The sequence below is a fragment of the Pseudomonas sp. PAMC 29040 genome (assembly GCF_003994535.1).
GTDB classification, from domain to species: Bacteria; Pseudomonadota; Gammaproteobacteria; order Pseudomonadales; family Pseudomonadaceae; genus Aquipseudomonas; species Aquipseudomonas paraversuta.
The window spans coordinates 307,420-321,577 of the sequence record NZ_RZAA01000003.1 but is presented as its reverse complement, the minus strand read 5'-3'; the positions used below and the strand labels follow the sequence as shown (position 1 = coordinate 321,577).

At 59.5% G+C, this 14,158-nt stretch carries 10 protein-coding genes; 9 read left to right on the top strand and 1 reads right to left on the bottom strand.

Annotated elements, in window-relative coordinates; all coding sequences use genetic code 11:
* Positions 1 to 31: 31 nt before the first annotated feature.
* The 3 genes from nuoM to WG29040_RS06820 all read left to right on the top strand — a co-directional run bounded on the left by nuoM (position 32) and on the right by WG29040_RS06820 (position 5,604).
* Positions 32 to 1,564 (top strand): NADH-quinone oxidoreductase subunit M, encoded by a 1,533-nt coding sequence (gene nuoM, locus WG29040_RS06830; protein WP_127195896.1) that lies wholly within the window; start codon positions 32 to 34, stop codon positions 1,562 to 1,564.
* Between the two features lie 7 nt (positions 1,565 to 1,571).
* Positions 1,572 to 3,041: an NADH-quinone oxidoreductase subunit NuoN gene (gene nuoN / locus WG29040_RS06825; RefSeq protein ID WP_003446964.1), complete on the top strand. Its 1,470-nt coding sequence runs from the start codon at positions 1,572 to 1,574 to the stop codon at positions 3,039 to 3,041.
* Between the two features lie 445 nt (positions 3,042 to 3,486).
* Positions 3,487 to 5,604: a TonB-dependent receptor domain-containing protein gene (locus WG29040_RS06820; protein WP_127195895.1), complete on the top strand. Its 2,118-nt coding sequence runs from the start codon at positions 3,487 to 3,489 to the stop codon at positions 5,602 to 5,604.
* On the opposite strand, the gene WG29040_RS06815 is transcribed toward WG29040_RS06820, so the two are convergent.
* Entirely contained in the window at positions 5,601 to 6,683 is a 1,083-nt protein-coding gene (locus WG29040_RS06815; RefSeq protein ID WP_003446960.1) for an AI-2E family transporter, read from the bottom strand. The two genes, WG29040_RS06820 and WG29040_RS06815, sit on opposite strands and share 4 nt — an antisense overlap.
* Positions 6,684 to 7,500: 817 nt before the next feature.
* Here WG29040_RS06815 and WG29040_RS06810 point away from each other — a divergent pair.
* The 6 genes from WG29040_RS06810 to WG29040_RS06785 all read left to right on the top strand — a co-directional run bounded on the left by WG29040_RS06810 (position 7,501) and on the right by WG29040_RS06785 (position 14,141).
* Positions 7,501 to 8,754 carry an OprD family porin gene (locus tag WG29040_RS06810; protein ID WP_010656203.1) on the top strand — a complete coding sequence of 418 codons (1,254 nt, stop codon included), beginning with the start codon at positions 7,501 to 7,503 and terminating at the stop codon, positions 8,752 to 8,754.
* 714 nt (positions 8,755 to 9,468) lie between these two features.
* Positions 9,469 to 10,296: an NAD(P)-dependent oxidoreductase gene (locus tag WG29040_RS06805; protein WP_003446957.1), complete on the top strand. Its 828-nt coding sequence runs from the start codon at positions 9,469 to 9,471 to the stop codon at positions 10,294 to 10,296.
* Between the two features lie 41 nt (positions 10,297 to 10,337).
* On the top strand, positions 10,338 to 11,225 hold the full coding sequence (locus WG29040_RS06800) for an SMP-30/gluconolactonase/LRE family protein (protein ID WP_127195894.1): 888 nt from the start codon (positions 10,338 to 10,340) through the stop codon (positions 11,223 to 11,225).
* A gap of 62 nt (positions 11,226 to 11,287) precedes the next feature.
* Positions 11,288 to 12,271: a TRAP transporter substrate-binding protein gene (locus WG29040_RS06795; protein ID WP_003446953.1), complete on the top strand. Its 984-nt coding sequence runs from the start codon at positions 11,288 to 11,290 to the stop codon at positions 12,269 to 12,271.
* A 61-nt stretch (positions 12,272 to 12,332) separates the two neighbouring features.
* A complete protein-coding gene (locus WG29040_RS06790) occupies positions 12,333 to 12,860 on the top strand; it encodes a TRAP transporter small permease (RefSeq protein WP_003446944.1) in 528 nt (175 codons plus the stop codon).
* Positions 12,861 to 14,141 (top strand): TRAP transporter large permease, encoded by a 1,281-nt coding sequence (locus tag WG29040_RS06785; RefSeq protein ID WP_003446942.1) that lies wholly within the window; start codon positions 12,861 to 12,863, stop codon positions 14,139 to 14,141.
* Positions 14,142 to 14,158 lie beyond the last annotated feature (17 nt).

The following is a 14,158-nucleotide window of genomic DNA, read 5'->3' as shown; positions in this document are numbered from 1 at the left end:
CTTCGACATTGCGAAAGGAATTGAGCCCGTCATGATTCTGCCTTGGCTAATCCTGATCCCCTTTATCGGCGGCCTGCTGTGCTGGCTGGGTGAGCGCTTCGGCCCTACCCTGCCACGCTGGATTGCGTTGCTGACCATGTCCCTTGAGCTTGCACTCGGCCTTTGGCTGTGGTCCCAGGGTAACTATTCATTTGCACCGGCGCCCGGCGCCGATCCGACCTGGGCCCTGGAGTTCCAGCACATCTGGATCGCACGCTTCGGTATCAGCGTGCACCTGGCGCTGGACGGCCTGTCGCTGCTGATGATCCTGCTCACCGGCTTGCTCGGCGTGCTGTCCGTTCTGTGCTCCTGGAAAGAGATTCAGCGTCATGTGGGCTTCTTCCACCTGAACCTGATGTGGATCCTGGGCGGTGTGGTTGGCGTGTTCCTCGCCATCGACCTGTTCATGTTCTTCTTCTTCTGGGAAATGATGCTGGTGCCGATGTACTTCCTCATCGCGCTCTGGGGTCACAGTTCTTCGGACGGCAAGAAAACCCGTATCTACGCCGCCACCAAGTTCTTCATCTTCACTCAGGCTTCCGGCCTGATCATGCTGGTGGCGATCCTGGGTCTGGTGCTGGTCAACTTCAACAACACCGGCGTGATTACCTTCAGCTACGCCGAGTTGCTGAAAACCAAGATGTCACTCACTACCGAGTACATCCTGATGCTTGGCTTCTTCATTGCGTTTGCCGTGAAACTGCCAGTCGTACCGTTCCACTCCTGGTTGCCTGACGCTCACGCCCAGGCACCGACTGCCGGTTCTGTGGACCTGGCCGGTATCCTGCTGAAGACCGCTGCCTATGGTCTGCTGCGATTCGCCCTGCCGCTGTTCCCGAATGCTTCGGCCGAGTTTGCGCCGATTGCCATGGCCCTGGGTCTGATCGGGATTTTCTACGGCGCGTTCCTGGCCTTCGCACAAACCGACATCAAGCGTCTGATCGCGTTCTCCAGTGTTTCGCACATGGGCTTCGTACTGATCGGGATCTACTCCGGCAGCCAGCTGGCACTGCAAGGTGCCGTCATCCAGATGCTGGCCCACGGTGTTTCGGCAGCCGCGCTGTTTATCCTCAGCGGTCAACTGTACGAGCGTCTGCACACTCGCGACATGCGGGAAATGGGCGGCTTGTGGTCCAAGATCGCCTACCTGCCGGCCATCAGCCTGTTCTTCGCTGCGGCGTCGCTGGGCCTGCCGGGTACCGGTAACTTCGTCGGCGAATTCCTGATCCTGATTGGCTCGTTCGCCAGCTTCCCATGGATCACGGCCATTGCCACAACCGGTCTGGTGTTTGGTTCGGTCTACTCGCTGATCATGATTCACCGCGCCTATTTCGGCTCTTCCAAGTCGGATGCAGTACTGGCCGGCATGGATGCACGTGAACTGATCATGGTGCTCGGTCTGGCGGTATTGCTGGTGTTCATCGGCGTATACCCACAACCGTTCCTCGATACCTCGGCTGCGACCATGCATGGCGTGCAGCAGTGGATCGGCACCGCCTTCACTCAACTCGCTTCGGCCCGGTAAGAGCGCTATGGAATTCACGATCCAACACTTTATCGCGCTTGCGCCGCTGCTGATTACCAGTCTCACCGTTGTAGTGGTGATGCTGGCAATCGCATGGCGGCGCAACCATTCACAGACCTTCCTGCTTTCGGTGGCCGGTCTTAACCTGGCCTTGCTGTCGATCTTCCCTGCGTTGAAAGTGGCTCCGCTGGCTGTCACCCCGCTGTTGATGATGGACAACTTTGCCTATCTCTACATCGGGCTGATTCTGGTCGCCACCCTGGCCTGCGTCACCCTCGCCCATGCTTATCTGGGCGAAGGCGGCACCGGCTATCCGGGCAACCGCGAAGAGCTGTACCTGCTGATGCTGCTGGCCGCTACCGGCGGCATTGTTCTGGTCAGCGCGCAACACCTGGCCGGCTTGTTTATCGGTCTGGAGCTGCTATCGGTACCGGTGTACGGCCTGGTGGCGTATGCCTTCTTCAACAAGCGTTCACTGGAAGCCGGCATCAAATACATGGTGCTGTCGGCGGCCGGTTCTGCGTTCCTGTTGTTCGGTATGGCCTTGCTCTACGCCGAAGCCGGCAGCCTGAGCTTCAGCGGTATCGGTCACGCCCTGGCAGCCTCCGGCGTACCTGCACCGCTGGCCCAGCTGGGTCTGGGCATGATGCTGGTCGGCCTGGCATTCAAACTGTCGCTGGTGCCTTTCCATCTCTGGACTCCGGACGTCTACGAAGGTGCTCCGGCTCCGGTCGCCGCTTTCCTGGCTACCGCTTCCAAAGTGGCCGTGTTTGCAGTGATGGTGCGTTTGTTCCAGATCACCCCGTCGGCAACTACCGGAGTGATGAGCGATGTACTGACCGTGATCGCGATTGCTTCGATCCTGTTCGGTAACCTGCTGGCCCTGACCCAGAACAACCTCAAGCGTCTGCTGGGTTACTCGTCCATCGCCCACTTCGGCTATCTGCTGATCGCCCTGGTGGCGAGCAAAGGCATGGCGATGGAAGCCATCGGCGTGTACCTGATCACCTACGTGCTGACCAGCCTGGGTGCATTCGGTGTGATTACCCTGATGTCCTCGCCGTACAAGGGTCGTGATGCTGACGCGCTGTACGAGTACCGCGGCCTGTTCTGGCGTCGTCCGTACCTGACTGCGGTCATGACCGTAATGATGCTGTCGCTGGCGGGTATCCCGCTGACTGCCGGCTTTATCGGCAAGTTCTACATCGTTGCTACCGGCGTTGAAGCCCACCAATGGTGGCTGGTCGGGTCTCTGGTGCTGGGCAGTGCCATCGGCGTGTTCTACTACCTGCGCGTGATGGTGACCCTGTACCTGGTCGAGCCAAAACTGCATCGTCACGATGCTCCGCTGAACTGGGAGCAAAAGGCGGGTGGCGTCATGCTGCTGGCTATTTCGGCACTGGTATTCATCCTGGGTGTATACCCGCAGCCAATGCTTGAACTGGTGCAACACGCAACGCTGAGCCTTGTTGGCTAAGCCTTGAAACGTTGCACCCCATGCCCCGTAGAAGCCCGGCTTTTACGGGGCATTTTTTTGCCCGCTCAAATACCCTCCCTTGTAGGAGCGAGCTTGCTCGCGAGCTTTTCAAACCACCACCAACAGTTCCTGTTCCCGATACCCGCAATCACCCGCCCTCCGTAGGAGCGAGCTTGCTCGCGAGCTTTTCAAACCGCCACCAACAGCTCCTGTTCCCGATACCCGCAATCACCCGCCCTCCGTAGGAGCGAGCTTGCTCGCGAGCTTTTCAACCCGCCACCAACAGTTCCTGTTCCCGATACCCGCAATCACCTGCCCTCCGTAGGAGCGAGCTTGCTCGCGAGCTTTTCAACCCGCACGCCATTGATGCCCCATGAAAGTTGCGAGTCATTCTCGGCTTGTATAGGCTGGCGCGCCGCCCGCCCATCGACCGAGATTCCTGTTCATGCGATCCGCCCTTTACTCATTGCTGCCCCTGGCGCTCGTCTGCGCTACACCCGTCTGCGCCGAGTCACTGGAGTTGGGCGAGGTTCAGGTCCGCGGCGATGAAAGCAGTGAACTGGAACTGGCCCAGGCCCGACTGCATGACGTACCCGGGGCCAGCAACCTGATCGACCTGAACCGCGTCGAAAATGGCCGCACCGCCAGCAACACCGATGTGCTGGCCTATCAACCCGGTATCTACGCGCAATCTTCCGGTAATGACGGGGCCAAGGTCTCCGTTCGCGGCTCCGGCATCAATCGCGCCCCTGGGGCCCATGGTTCGGGTCTGTACGTGATGTTCGACGGCCTGCCATTGACCGGTCCCGGCGGCACCCCATACGAGCTGTTCGAGCCCTTGTGGCTGAGCCGGGCTGAAGTGCTGCGTGGCGCCAACGGCTTTGAGAACGGCGCACTGGCCCTCGGCGGCTCGATCAATTACGTGACCCGCACCGGCCATGACGCCGCCCCCCTGCAAGTCCGCTATGAAACCGGCAGTTATGGTTATCAGAAACGCCAGATCAGTTCCGGACAAGTACTGGGGGATCTCGATTACTACGTGGCACTGACCGACTCCGACACCGATGGTTATCAGGATCACACCCGCGGCAGCAGTAAAGGCATAGCGGCCAACATCGGTTATCGCTTCAGCCCGCAGCTCGAAACCCGCTTTTACCTGCGCTATCGCGAGACCGACAACCAACTGGCCGGCCGCGTTACCAAGGACCAGATCAAGCATCATCCACGCTCGGCCAACCCGGTTTATGTGAACGGTGATTACACCCGCCCACAGCCCGGCAGCACCTGGCTGGGCAATAAAACCACGATGTACCTGGATGACGACTCGCAGCTGGAGGTGGGACTGGTCTATCACGACTACCCGATGGATCTGCACGAAGGTCCGAACCGGCTGAAAGTCGCCTACAGCGATATCAGCGGCACCCTCAACTACAAGCGCCGCGACACCTTGTTCGGACTCGAAAGCAACACCACCCTGGGCTTGCGCAACACCAAACACCTGCCCAACAGCGGCGCCTCGGAATACGTGCGCCTGCCGATTGGCAATACCGCCGGTTACGCGCCCGGAACAAAAATTCGCGATTTCAGTTACCAGGGCTCAGACACGGTGCTGCACGCCAGCAATGATCTGGAACTGGTCCCTGACCTGTGGCTGACCACCGGCATGGCACTGATCTATACCCGCCGCGAAAGTGACGTCAGCTACCCCGACAGCGGCGGCAAGGTCAGCCAGCACGATTGGGATTACGCGCCCCGGGTCGGCCTGCGCTACGAATTCAACCCCGATCTGCAGGTGTATGCCAACCTCAGCCGCTCAGTAGAACCACCTCACCCCTGGTCGATGATCTGGGGCTCGCCCTACCGATTCCCGGTTGGCAGCGGCCCGGCTACCGGTCAACAAAGTACGCCGGTAGCGCTGGACAACCAGACAGCCACCACCCTTGAGCTGGGTACCCGGGGCGATTCCTTGATCGGACAATGGGATCTGGCCTGGTACTACTCGGCAATCCGCCATGAATTGCTGAGTGTCGAAACCCGGGCCGCGACCGCAGGACAGGTGGCCATTGTCGGCGAAGCCAACGCCAGCCCCACGGTGCACCAGGGCTTCGAAGCCGGACTCCACAGCCTGCTGTGGGAGCGCCAGGCGGTGGGTAAAGTCTCGCTGCGTCAGGCTTACACCTTCAGCGACTTCCATTTTCGCGATGACCCGCGGTTTGGCGCCAACCGGCTACCGGGCATCCCGCAACATTACTATCAGGCTGAAATACGCTACGACCACCCGCAGGGGTTCTATACAGGGCTGAACACCCAGGTTGCCTCACGCATGGCGGTGGATTACGCCAACTCATATTACGCATCGTCCTACATGCTCTGGGGAGCGACCCTGGGCTATGCCTCACCCAAACAGGACTGGCAAACCTGGCTCGACCTGCGCAACCTGACCGGCGAACGCTATGCCGCCACTGTGACTCCGGGGTATGACGACAAAGGGCTGGATGCCGCGCGCTCCACTCCCGGCGAAGGCAGGGGCGCCTACGTCGGGGTTTCCTGGAGTTTTCGCTAATCGTTGCGAGGGATATCGGCAGGCAGTCGCACTTTGCGCCGGGTACCACTGAACAGGCCCCAGCTGGACAAGAACAGGGCGGCAATCAATGGCCCGATCACAAAGCCATTGAGGCCGAAGATCGCCATGCCGCCCAGGGTCGAAATCAGAATCAGGAAGTCCGGCATTTTGGTGTCTTTACCCACCATGATCGGACGCAGCACGTTATCCACCATCCCGATCACAAACACCCCGTACAACGCCAGCACCACCCCTTCCCAAATCATCCCCGAAGCCAGGAAGTACACCGCCACCGGTGCCCAGACAATGCCTGCGCCCACCGCTGGCAGCAGCGACAGGAACATCATCAGCACGGCCCAGAACAGCGAGCTATGGATCCCCAGCAGCCAGAAAATCAACCCGCCCAGGGCCCCCTGGGTCACGGCCACTGCCAGGTTGCCCTTGACCGAGGCCCTGACCACACGGCGCAACTTGAGCTGCAACAAACGCTTGTGCTGCTCGGCCATCGGCACCGTATTACGGATCAAGCGCACCATTTGCTGCCCGTCACGGATAAAGAAATACAGCAGGTAGAGCATGATGAAAAAACTCACCACCAGCTCGAAGGTGCTCTGCCCGAAACTGAACACCTGGGTCGCAAAGAACTGACTGCCCTCCAGAGCGCCTTTGGCAATTTTCTCACTCAGGCCGTCAATGTTGCCGACCCCGAACCGGTCCAGCCAGTCCTGTACCGTCGGCGGCAGGACGTCCTTGATCTGCATGACATAGCTGGCGACATTGATCTTTCCGCTCTCGACATCCTTGTAAAGCATCGCTACTTCTTGCACGAGCAGCACGGTGGTAACGATCACCGGCAAAATCGCGATCAGCGTGCACACCCCCAGGGTGGAGAAGGTCGCGAGGTTTCGGCGCCCTTTCAACTTGAGCACCATCTTGCGCTGCAATGGAGCGAACAGAATGCCCAGGGCAACGGCCCAGAAAATCGCGCCATAGAACGGCAGCAGAATCCAGATGAACGCGATGGTGACCAAAGCCAGCAGCAAGAGCAGGGTTTTACGTTGAAGACTGGTTTCGTTCATGTGCCATCCGTGTCAGTGGGCCGCAAGCGCATTGGGTAGGCGCAGTTTAGACGGCAAATATACAGGCGCGCAGGCACATTACGGGATAAAGACGGCATGTCCCATGTCTGCAGGAGTGAGCTTGCTCGCAATTTTTTGCAACGCGGCAAGCAAAATCTCGCGAGCAAGCTCGCTCCTGCAAAGTTTCAAGCACCATATCCAGCAAGGCGGCACCCAGGGCTTTGCCATGGGCGTCGGGGCCAGCGAGCGGGTGGTAGGCCAGGGGCCGGGAATAAGACTGATGAAAAAAAGCCTGCAGGGCTAGCCGTTCACAGTGGTTGGCCAGCATGGGCGCATATTTCTCGGCTGCATTGGAATCAGGTCTGTATCATGCCCGGTCGGGTTTCAGGCTCACCTGCCGAGCCGAGGGTCCCGGGCTGCTGCACCGATCACATTTTTACTTTAATTGTTTGGCTGAACCTGCATTGACAAATCTGACCCAAGCTGTAAATAATCCGATGGATGTTGTACGACAACAGATAACAAAAATAAAAATAATCAAGGAATCTTTCGTATGAGCCCCTTCGTGTCCGCTCCCCGCCATGGCGCGCCGCTAATCCGCGCTGGCCGCATGCCGGTCGTGTTTCCAGCACGATCCTCCACGCAACGATCACCTGCAGAATTTGCTGACGCCTAGTGCGCAAGCAAAAGACTCTCTCGCTTCAGCGACTTGAGTCGCCGCCCTGACTTCAGGGCACCACGCACGTCCTTTGAATCGCTGACCGCTCTTCTGACGGTCACGGGAAGTGCTATGCCAAAAAATGGGAGCGTAACAATAATGAAACATCAAAACACTCGGTCACTGGTCTTGTTCGGTCTTGGCAGCATGAGCCTGGCTTTACCCCTGACCGGCCTGGCTGAAGGCTTTGTGGAAGACACCAAGGCCACCCTTACCTTGCGTAATGCCTACATCAACCGCAACTTCACCAACCCGGACTATCCGCAGAGCAAGGCTGAAGAGTGGACGCAAAACTTCATTCTCGACGTCAAGTCCGGGTTTACCCAGGGTACCGTCGGTTTCGGGATTGATGTCCTGGGTCTGTACTCGCAGAAGCTCGATGGCGGTAAAGGCACGGTCGGCACACAGTTGCTGCCGACCCATGGCGATGGCGAACCGGCCGACAACTTCGGCCGTCTGGGTGTTGCAGCCAAGGCCAGGATCTCCAACACCGAACTGAAAATCGGTGAGTGGATGCCGGTACTGCCGATCTTGCGCTCGGACGACGGACGCTCACTGCCACAAACCTTCCGTGGCGGCCAGATCACCTCTAAAGAGATCGCCGGTCTCAACCTCTATGGCGGCCAGTTCCGGGGCAACAGCCCGCGTAACGATGCGAGCATGGAAGAGATGTCGCTTAACGGAAAAGGCGCGTTCACGTCCGACCGTTTCAACTTTGCCGGTGGCGATTACAGCTTCAACGACAAGCACACCCAGGTCGGCCTGTGGTACGCGCAGCTGGAAGATATTTACCAGCAGCAATTCCTTAACGTCCTGCACACCCAGCCTGTTGGTGATGTGACCCTGGGCGCCAACCTCGGCTATTTCTGGGGCAAGGACGACGGCAGCAAACTGGCCGGCGACCTGAACAACAGAACCGCATACGCCCTGCTTTCGGCCAAATACAAAGGCAACACCTTGTATGTCGGCCTGCAGAAAGTCAGCGGCGATGATGGCTGGATGCGCGTCAACGGCACCAGCGGCGGCACCCTGGCCAACGACAGCTACAACTCCAGCTACGACCTTGCCAAGGAGCGTTCCTGGCAGCTGCGTCACGACCTTGACTTCGCAGTGTTCGGCGTACCCGGCCTGACGATGATGAACCGCTACCTGAGCGGCGATAACATCCACACCGGCGCCATCACTGACGGCAAGGAATGGGGTCGCGAATCGGAACTGGCCTACACCATCCAGACCGGTACCTTCAAAGACCTGAACATGCGCTGGCGCAACTCGACCATGCGTCGTGACTACAGCACTAACGAATATGATGAAAACCGCATCTTCATCAGCTATCCGTTGTCGCTGCTGTAACCCCCTGTGGGAGCGGGTTTGTCCGCGATCGGATCAACGGGCTGTCACTGACAAACCGCAGCGTCTGAATCGCTGGCAAGCCAGCTCCCACACCTAGCGCATCCTTGCTGCCCGCTCCCCCTCTGGGAGCGGGCTCGTCTGCGGGGGGCGCACCGGGCTGTCGCTGACAAACCGCAGCGTCTAATCGCTGGCAAGCCAGCTCCCACGCCCATCGTTGCTGCCCGCCCCCCTCTGGGAGCGGGCTCGTCTGCGGGGGCGCACCGGGCTGTCGCTGACAAACCGCAGCGTCTTAATCGCTGGCAAGCCAGCTCCCACCCCCATCGCATCGTTGCTGCCCGCTTCCCCTATGGGAGTGGGTTTGTCTGCGGGGGGCGCACCGGGCTGTCGCTGACAAACCGCAGCGTCTGAATCGCTGGCAAGCCAGCTCCCACGCCCATCGTTGCTGCCCCCCCCTCTGGGAGCCGGCTCGTCTGCGGTGGGGCGCACCGGGCTGTCGCTGACAAACCGCAGTGCCTGAATCGCTGGCAAGCCAGCACACACGCCCATCGTTGCTGCCCGCTCCCACGCCCATACGCTCGCCATCATGATGACAAAATGATAGCGCCACACTATGTTTTGACCCTCGGTGCATTGACAACACCCTAAAGGACTGCGAATAATCCCGACCATGTCATACGACAACAGATGACATCAATAATAAAAAAGGGTCTCTTGATGGCAACCTCGCACACTGTCCAAAATCCCTTCAATCGCCTTCTTCTCACCGGCGCGGCCGGCGGCCTGGGGAAGGTACTGCGTGAAAGCATAAAGCCCTACGCCAGGGTTTTACGACTCTCTGATATTGCGCCTATGGCTCCCGCTGTCGACAGCAGCGAGGAAATACACCCCTGCGACCTCACCGACAAAAACGCCGTTCAGCAACTGGTTGAAGGCGTAGATGCCATCCTGCATTTCGGTGGAGTCTCGGTTGAGCGTCCATTCGAAGAAATCCTCGGGCCGAACATCTCCGGGGTTTTCCATATCTATGAAGCAGCCCGACGCCATGGCGTCAAACGGGTGATTTTCGCCAGCTCCAACCATGTGATAGGTTTTTACAAACAGGACCAGACCCTCGATGCCCGCTCCCCGCGCCGCCCCGATGGTTATTACGGTCTGTCCAAGTCCTATGGCGAAGACATGGCCACCTTCTACTTCGATCGCTATGGCATCGAAACCGTCAGCATCCGCATCGGCTCATCCTTCCCCGAACCGCAGAACCGCCGGATGCTCAGCACCTGGCTGAGTTTTGCCGATCTGACCCAATTGCTCGAACGCGCACTGTACACACCGGACGTCGGGCACACGGTGGTCTACGGCGCGTCAAACAATCCGAACCTGTGGTGGGACAACCGCTACGCGGCCCATCTGGGCTTTGCCCCCAAGGACAGCTCAGAGGTGTTTCGCGCCAAGGTTGAAGCCCAGCCAATGCCGGCGGCCAATGACCCGAGCATGATTTACCAGGGCGGAGCCTTCGTCGCAGCCGGCCCCTTCGGCGACGACTGAACACAGCCGCTGACAAGAACACGACCGACAGGGGTAGCCCCATGACCGCCGAACTCATTCTCGATGCACGCAATGCCACGGGCGAAAGCCCGGTCTGGAGCGCAGCAGAACAGGCGCTGTATTGGGTGGATATTCCCGCCGCACGCTTGCACCGCTGGAGCCTGATCGACGGTCGCAGCCAGAGCTGGGATGCCCCGCAAATGCTTGCCTGCATCGCCCGCAGCAGCGACGGCAGCTGGATCGCCGGCATGCAAAGCGGGCTGTTCAGCCTCAAGCCCCGGGCCGACGGCGGTCTCGACACCCGCCTGCTGGCAGGCGTTGACCATGCTCAACCCGGCATGCGCTTTAACGATGGCCGCTGTGACCGCCAGGGCCGCTTCTGGGCCGGGACCATGCTGCTGGACATGGCCGCAGGCGCGCAGTGCGGGGCGATGTATCGCTACAGCGCAGGTCAGACAGAACCGCTAACGGCTCAGCTGGACGGTTTTATCGTCCCCAATGGCCTGGCTTTCAGCCCCGACGGCAAAACCATGTACCTCTCGGACTCACACCCCCAGGTGCAAAAAATCTGGGCCTTCGATTACGCCATCGACAGCGCAACGCCGTACAACCGTCGCCTGTTCGTAGACATGCTGGAGCATCCGGGACGCCCTGATGGCGCTGCCGTCGATGCCGATGGCTGCTACTGGATCTGCGGCAATGATGCCGGCCTGATCCACCGTTTTACCCCCGCAGGCAAACTCGACCGCTCCCTTTCCGTACCGGTGAAGAAGCCTGCGATGTGCGCCTTCGGAGGTGCAGACATGGACACCCTGTTCGTCACCTCGATTCGTCCGGCAGGCGATATCAGCGATCAACCCCTGGCGGGCGGCGTGTTCGCCCTCAGGCCGGGGATCAAGGGGCTGGTGGAACCCGCCTTCAACAACTGACTGTTTACCGACATTGCTGATCCGACACCTTGATATAAAAAAAACAATATTTGGAGTGACCCATGGATTTCAAACGCACCTTGCTTATTGCTGCTCTACCGCTGGCTTTCTGCCTTTCGGGCGCTGCCCAGGCCGAAATCAAAATCAAATTCGCCGAAGTTCACCCGGCTGGCTATCCACCGGTAGTGGCCGAACAGGACATGGGCAAGAAGCTGCAGGATCAAAGTAACGGCGATATCAGCTTCAAGATGTTTGCCGGCGGCGTGCTGGGCTCCGAGAAAGAAGTGGTCGAGCAGTTGCAGTCCGGCGCGGTGCAAATGACCCGGGTCAGCCTCGGCATCCTCGGGCCGGTGGTCCCCGAGACCAATGCGTTCAACCTGCCCTTTGTGTTCCGCGACCAGGCACACATGCGCAAAATCATCGACGGTGAAATCGGCCAGGAGATGCTCGACAAGATCACCAACTCCGACTTCAACATGGTCGCCCTGGCGTGGATGGATGGCGGCACCCGCAACCTCTACACCAAGAAGCCTGTACGCCAGATCGCAGACCTCAAGGGCATGAAAATCCGGGTCCAGGGCAACCCGGTATTTATCGACACCATCAACGACATGGGTGGCAACGGCATCGCCATGGCCACGGGCGAGATCTTCAGCGCCCTGCAGACCGGGGTGATCGACGGTGCAGAAAACAATACGCCGACCTTCCTCGAGCACAACCACTACCAGAACGCCAAGTACTTCACCTGGACTGATCACCTGATCCTGCCCGAGCCGATCGTGATTGCCAAAACCACCTGGCTCAAGCTCAGCCCGGAGCAACAGGCACTGGTGCAGAAGGTAGCCCGTGAAGCACAGATGGAAGAGCGCGTTCTGTGGGACAAAAAGTCTTCTGACGCTGAAGCAAAACTCAAGGCTTCCGGGGTGGAGTTCATCACCCTGACCCCGGAACAGAAAAAAGCCTTTTACGACGCCACTCAGCCTGTTCGTGACAAATACGGGGCGGACTACAAAGACCTGATCTCGCGTATTGAAGCGGTCCAATAAGCCTGTCCGATTATGCCGCAGTGACGGGCCCCGCCCCGTCACCGCCGCAGTGGTGAGCCCCATGAAAAATACCGTACTGCGCTTGAACGACATGCTGTATCGGGTCTGTATCGGGATCGCCGGTTTATCGGTGCTGACCATGACCCTGATCATTCCCTGGGGCATTTTTGCCCGCTATGTACTGGGCTCGGGCTCCAGCTGGCCAGAGCCCGTCGCCATCTTGTTGATGGTGGTTTTTACCTTCTTTGGCGCGGCCGCCAGTTACCGTGCCGGCGCGCACATGGCGGTGTCGATGGCGGTCGAACGGATGCCGCCAATGGTGCGCAAACAGGCCGCCTTGCTGGTGCAACTGCTGATGGTGGTGGTCTGCCTGTTCATGGCCGTCAAGGGCTTCAAGCTGTGCGCCACCACCTGGAATCAATTCCTCGGCGAGATGCCGTCCTTGCGGGTCGGGATTTCCTATTTGCCGATTCCCATTGGCGGGCTGGTGACCCTGGTTTTTGTCCTGGAAAAACTCTTTCTGGGTGACCAGAGCCATCGCCGCGCGGTGCGGTTCGACATCGTAGAAGCCAGCGAAGAGGCCGTCTAAATGGATGCTTTGGTATTGTTGGGCAGTTTTATTGCGCTGATCCTTCTCGGTATGCCGGTGGCGTACGCCCTGGGCCTTTCGGCGCTGATTGGCGCATGGTGGATCGATATTCCGTTCGACGCGCTGATGATTCAGGTTGCCGGCGGCGTGAACAAATTCTCCCTGCTGGCGATTCCGTTCTTCGTTCTGGCGGGTGCGATCATGGCCGAGGGCGGCATGTCCCGCAGGCTGGTGGCGTTTGCCGGGGTGCTGGTAGGTTTCGTACGCGGTGGCCTGTCACTGGTCAATATCGTGGCCTCGACCTTCTTCGGGGCGATTTCCGGCTCTTCGGTGGCCGACACCGCCTCGGTGGGCTCAGTGCTGATTCCGGAAATGGAACGTGCCGGTTATCCCCGGGAGTTCTCCACGGCGGTCACCGTCAGCGGTTCGGTCCAGGCTTTGCTTACACCGCCGAGCCACAACTCGGTGCTGTACTCGCTGGCTGCGGGTGGCACGGTGTCGATCGCCTCGCTGTTCATGGCCGGGATCTTTCCGGGGCTGCTGCTTAGCGCCGTGATGATGGGGCTGTGCATGATCTTTGCGCGCAAGCGCAACTACCCCAAGGGTGAAGTGATTCCGCTGCGCCAGGCGCTGAAAATCGCCGGCGATGCGCTCTGGGGCCTGATGGCCATGGTCATCATCCTCGGCGGCATTCTGTCGGGTATTTTCACCGCCACCGAGTCCGCGGCCATCGCCGTGCTCTGGTCGTTCTTCGTCACCATGTTCATTTATCGCGACTACAAATGGCGCGACCTGCCCAAGCTGATGCACCGGGCGGTGCGCACTATTTCCATCGTGATGATCCTGATCGGTTTTGCTGCCAGCTTCGGCTACATCCTGACGCTGATGGAGATCCCGATGAAGATCACCACAGCGTTCCTGACGCTGTCGGATAACCGCTACGTGATCCTGATGTGCATCAACGTCATGTTGCTGCTGTTGGGCACGGTGATGGACATGGCGCCGCTGATTCTGATCCTGACCCCGATCCTGCTGCCGGTGATTATCGGGATCGGTGTCGACCCGGTGCACTTCGGCATGATCATGCTGGTCAATCTGGGGATCGGGCTGATTACCCCCCCGGTGGGTGCGGTCCTGTTCGTCGGTGCCGCCGTGGGCAAGGTCACGATCGAAAACACCGTCAAAGCCCTGCTGCCGTTCTATGCAGCCCTGCTGCTGGTGCTGATGCTGGTGACCTACGTTCCGGCCATCTCGCTGTGGCTGCCAAGCGTGGTGCTGTAACCCCCCCTCTGTAGGAG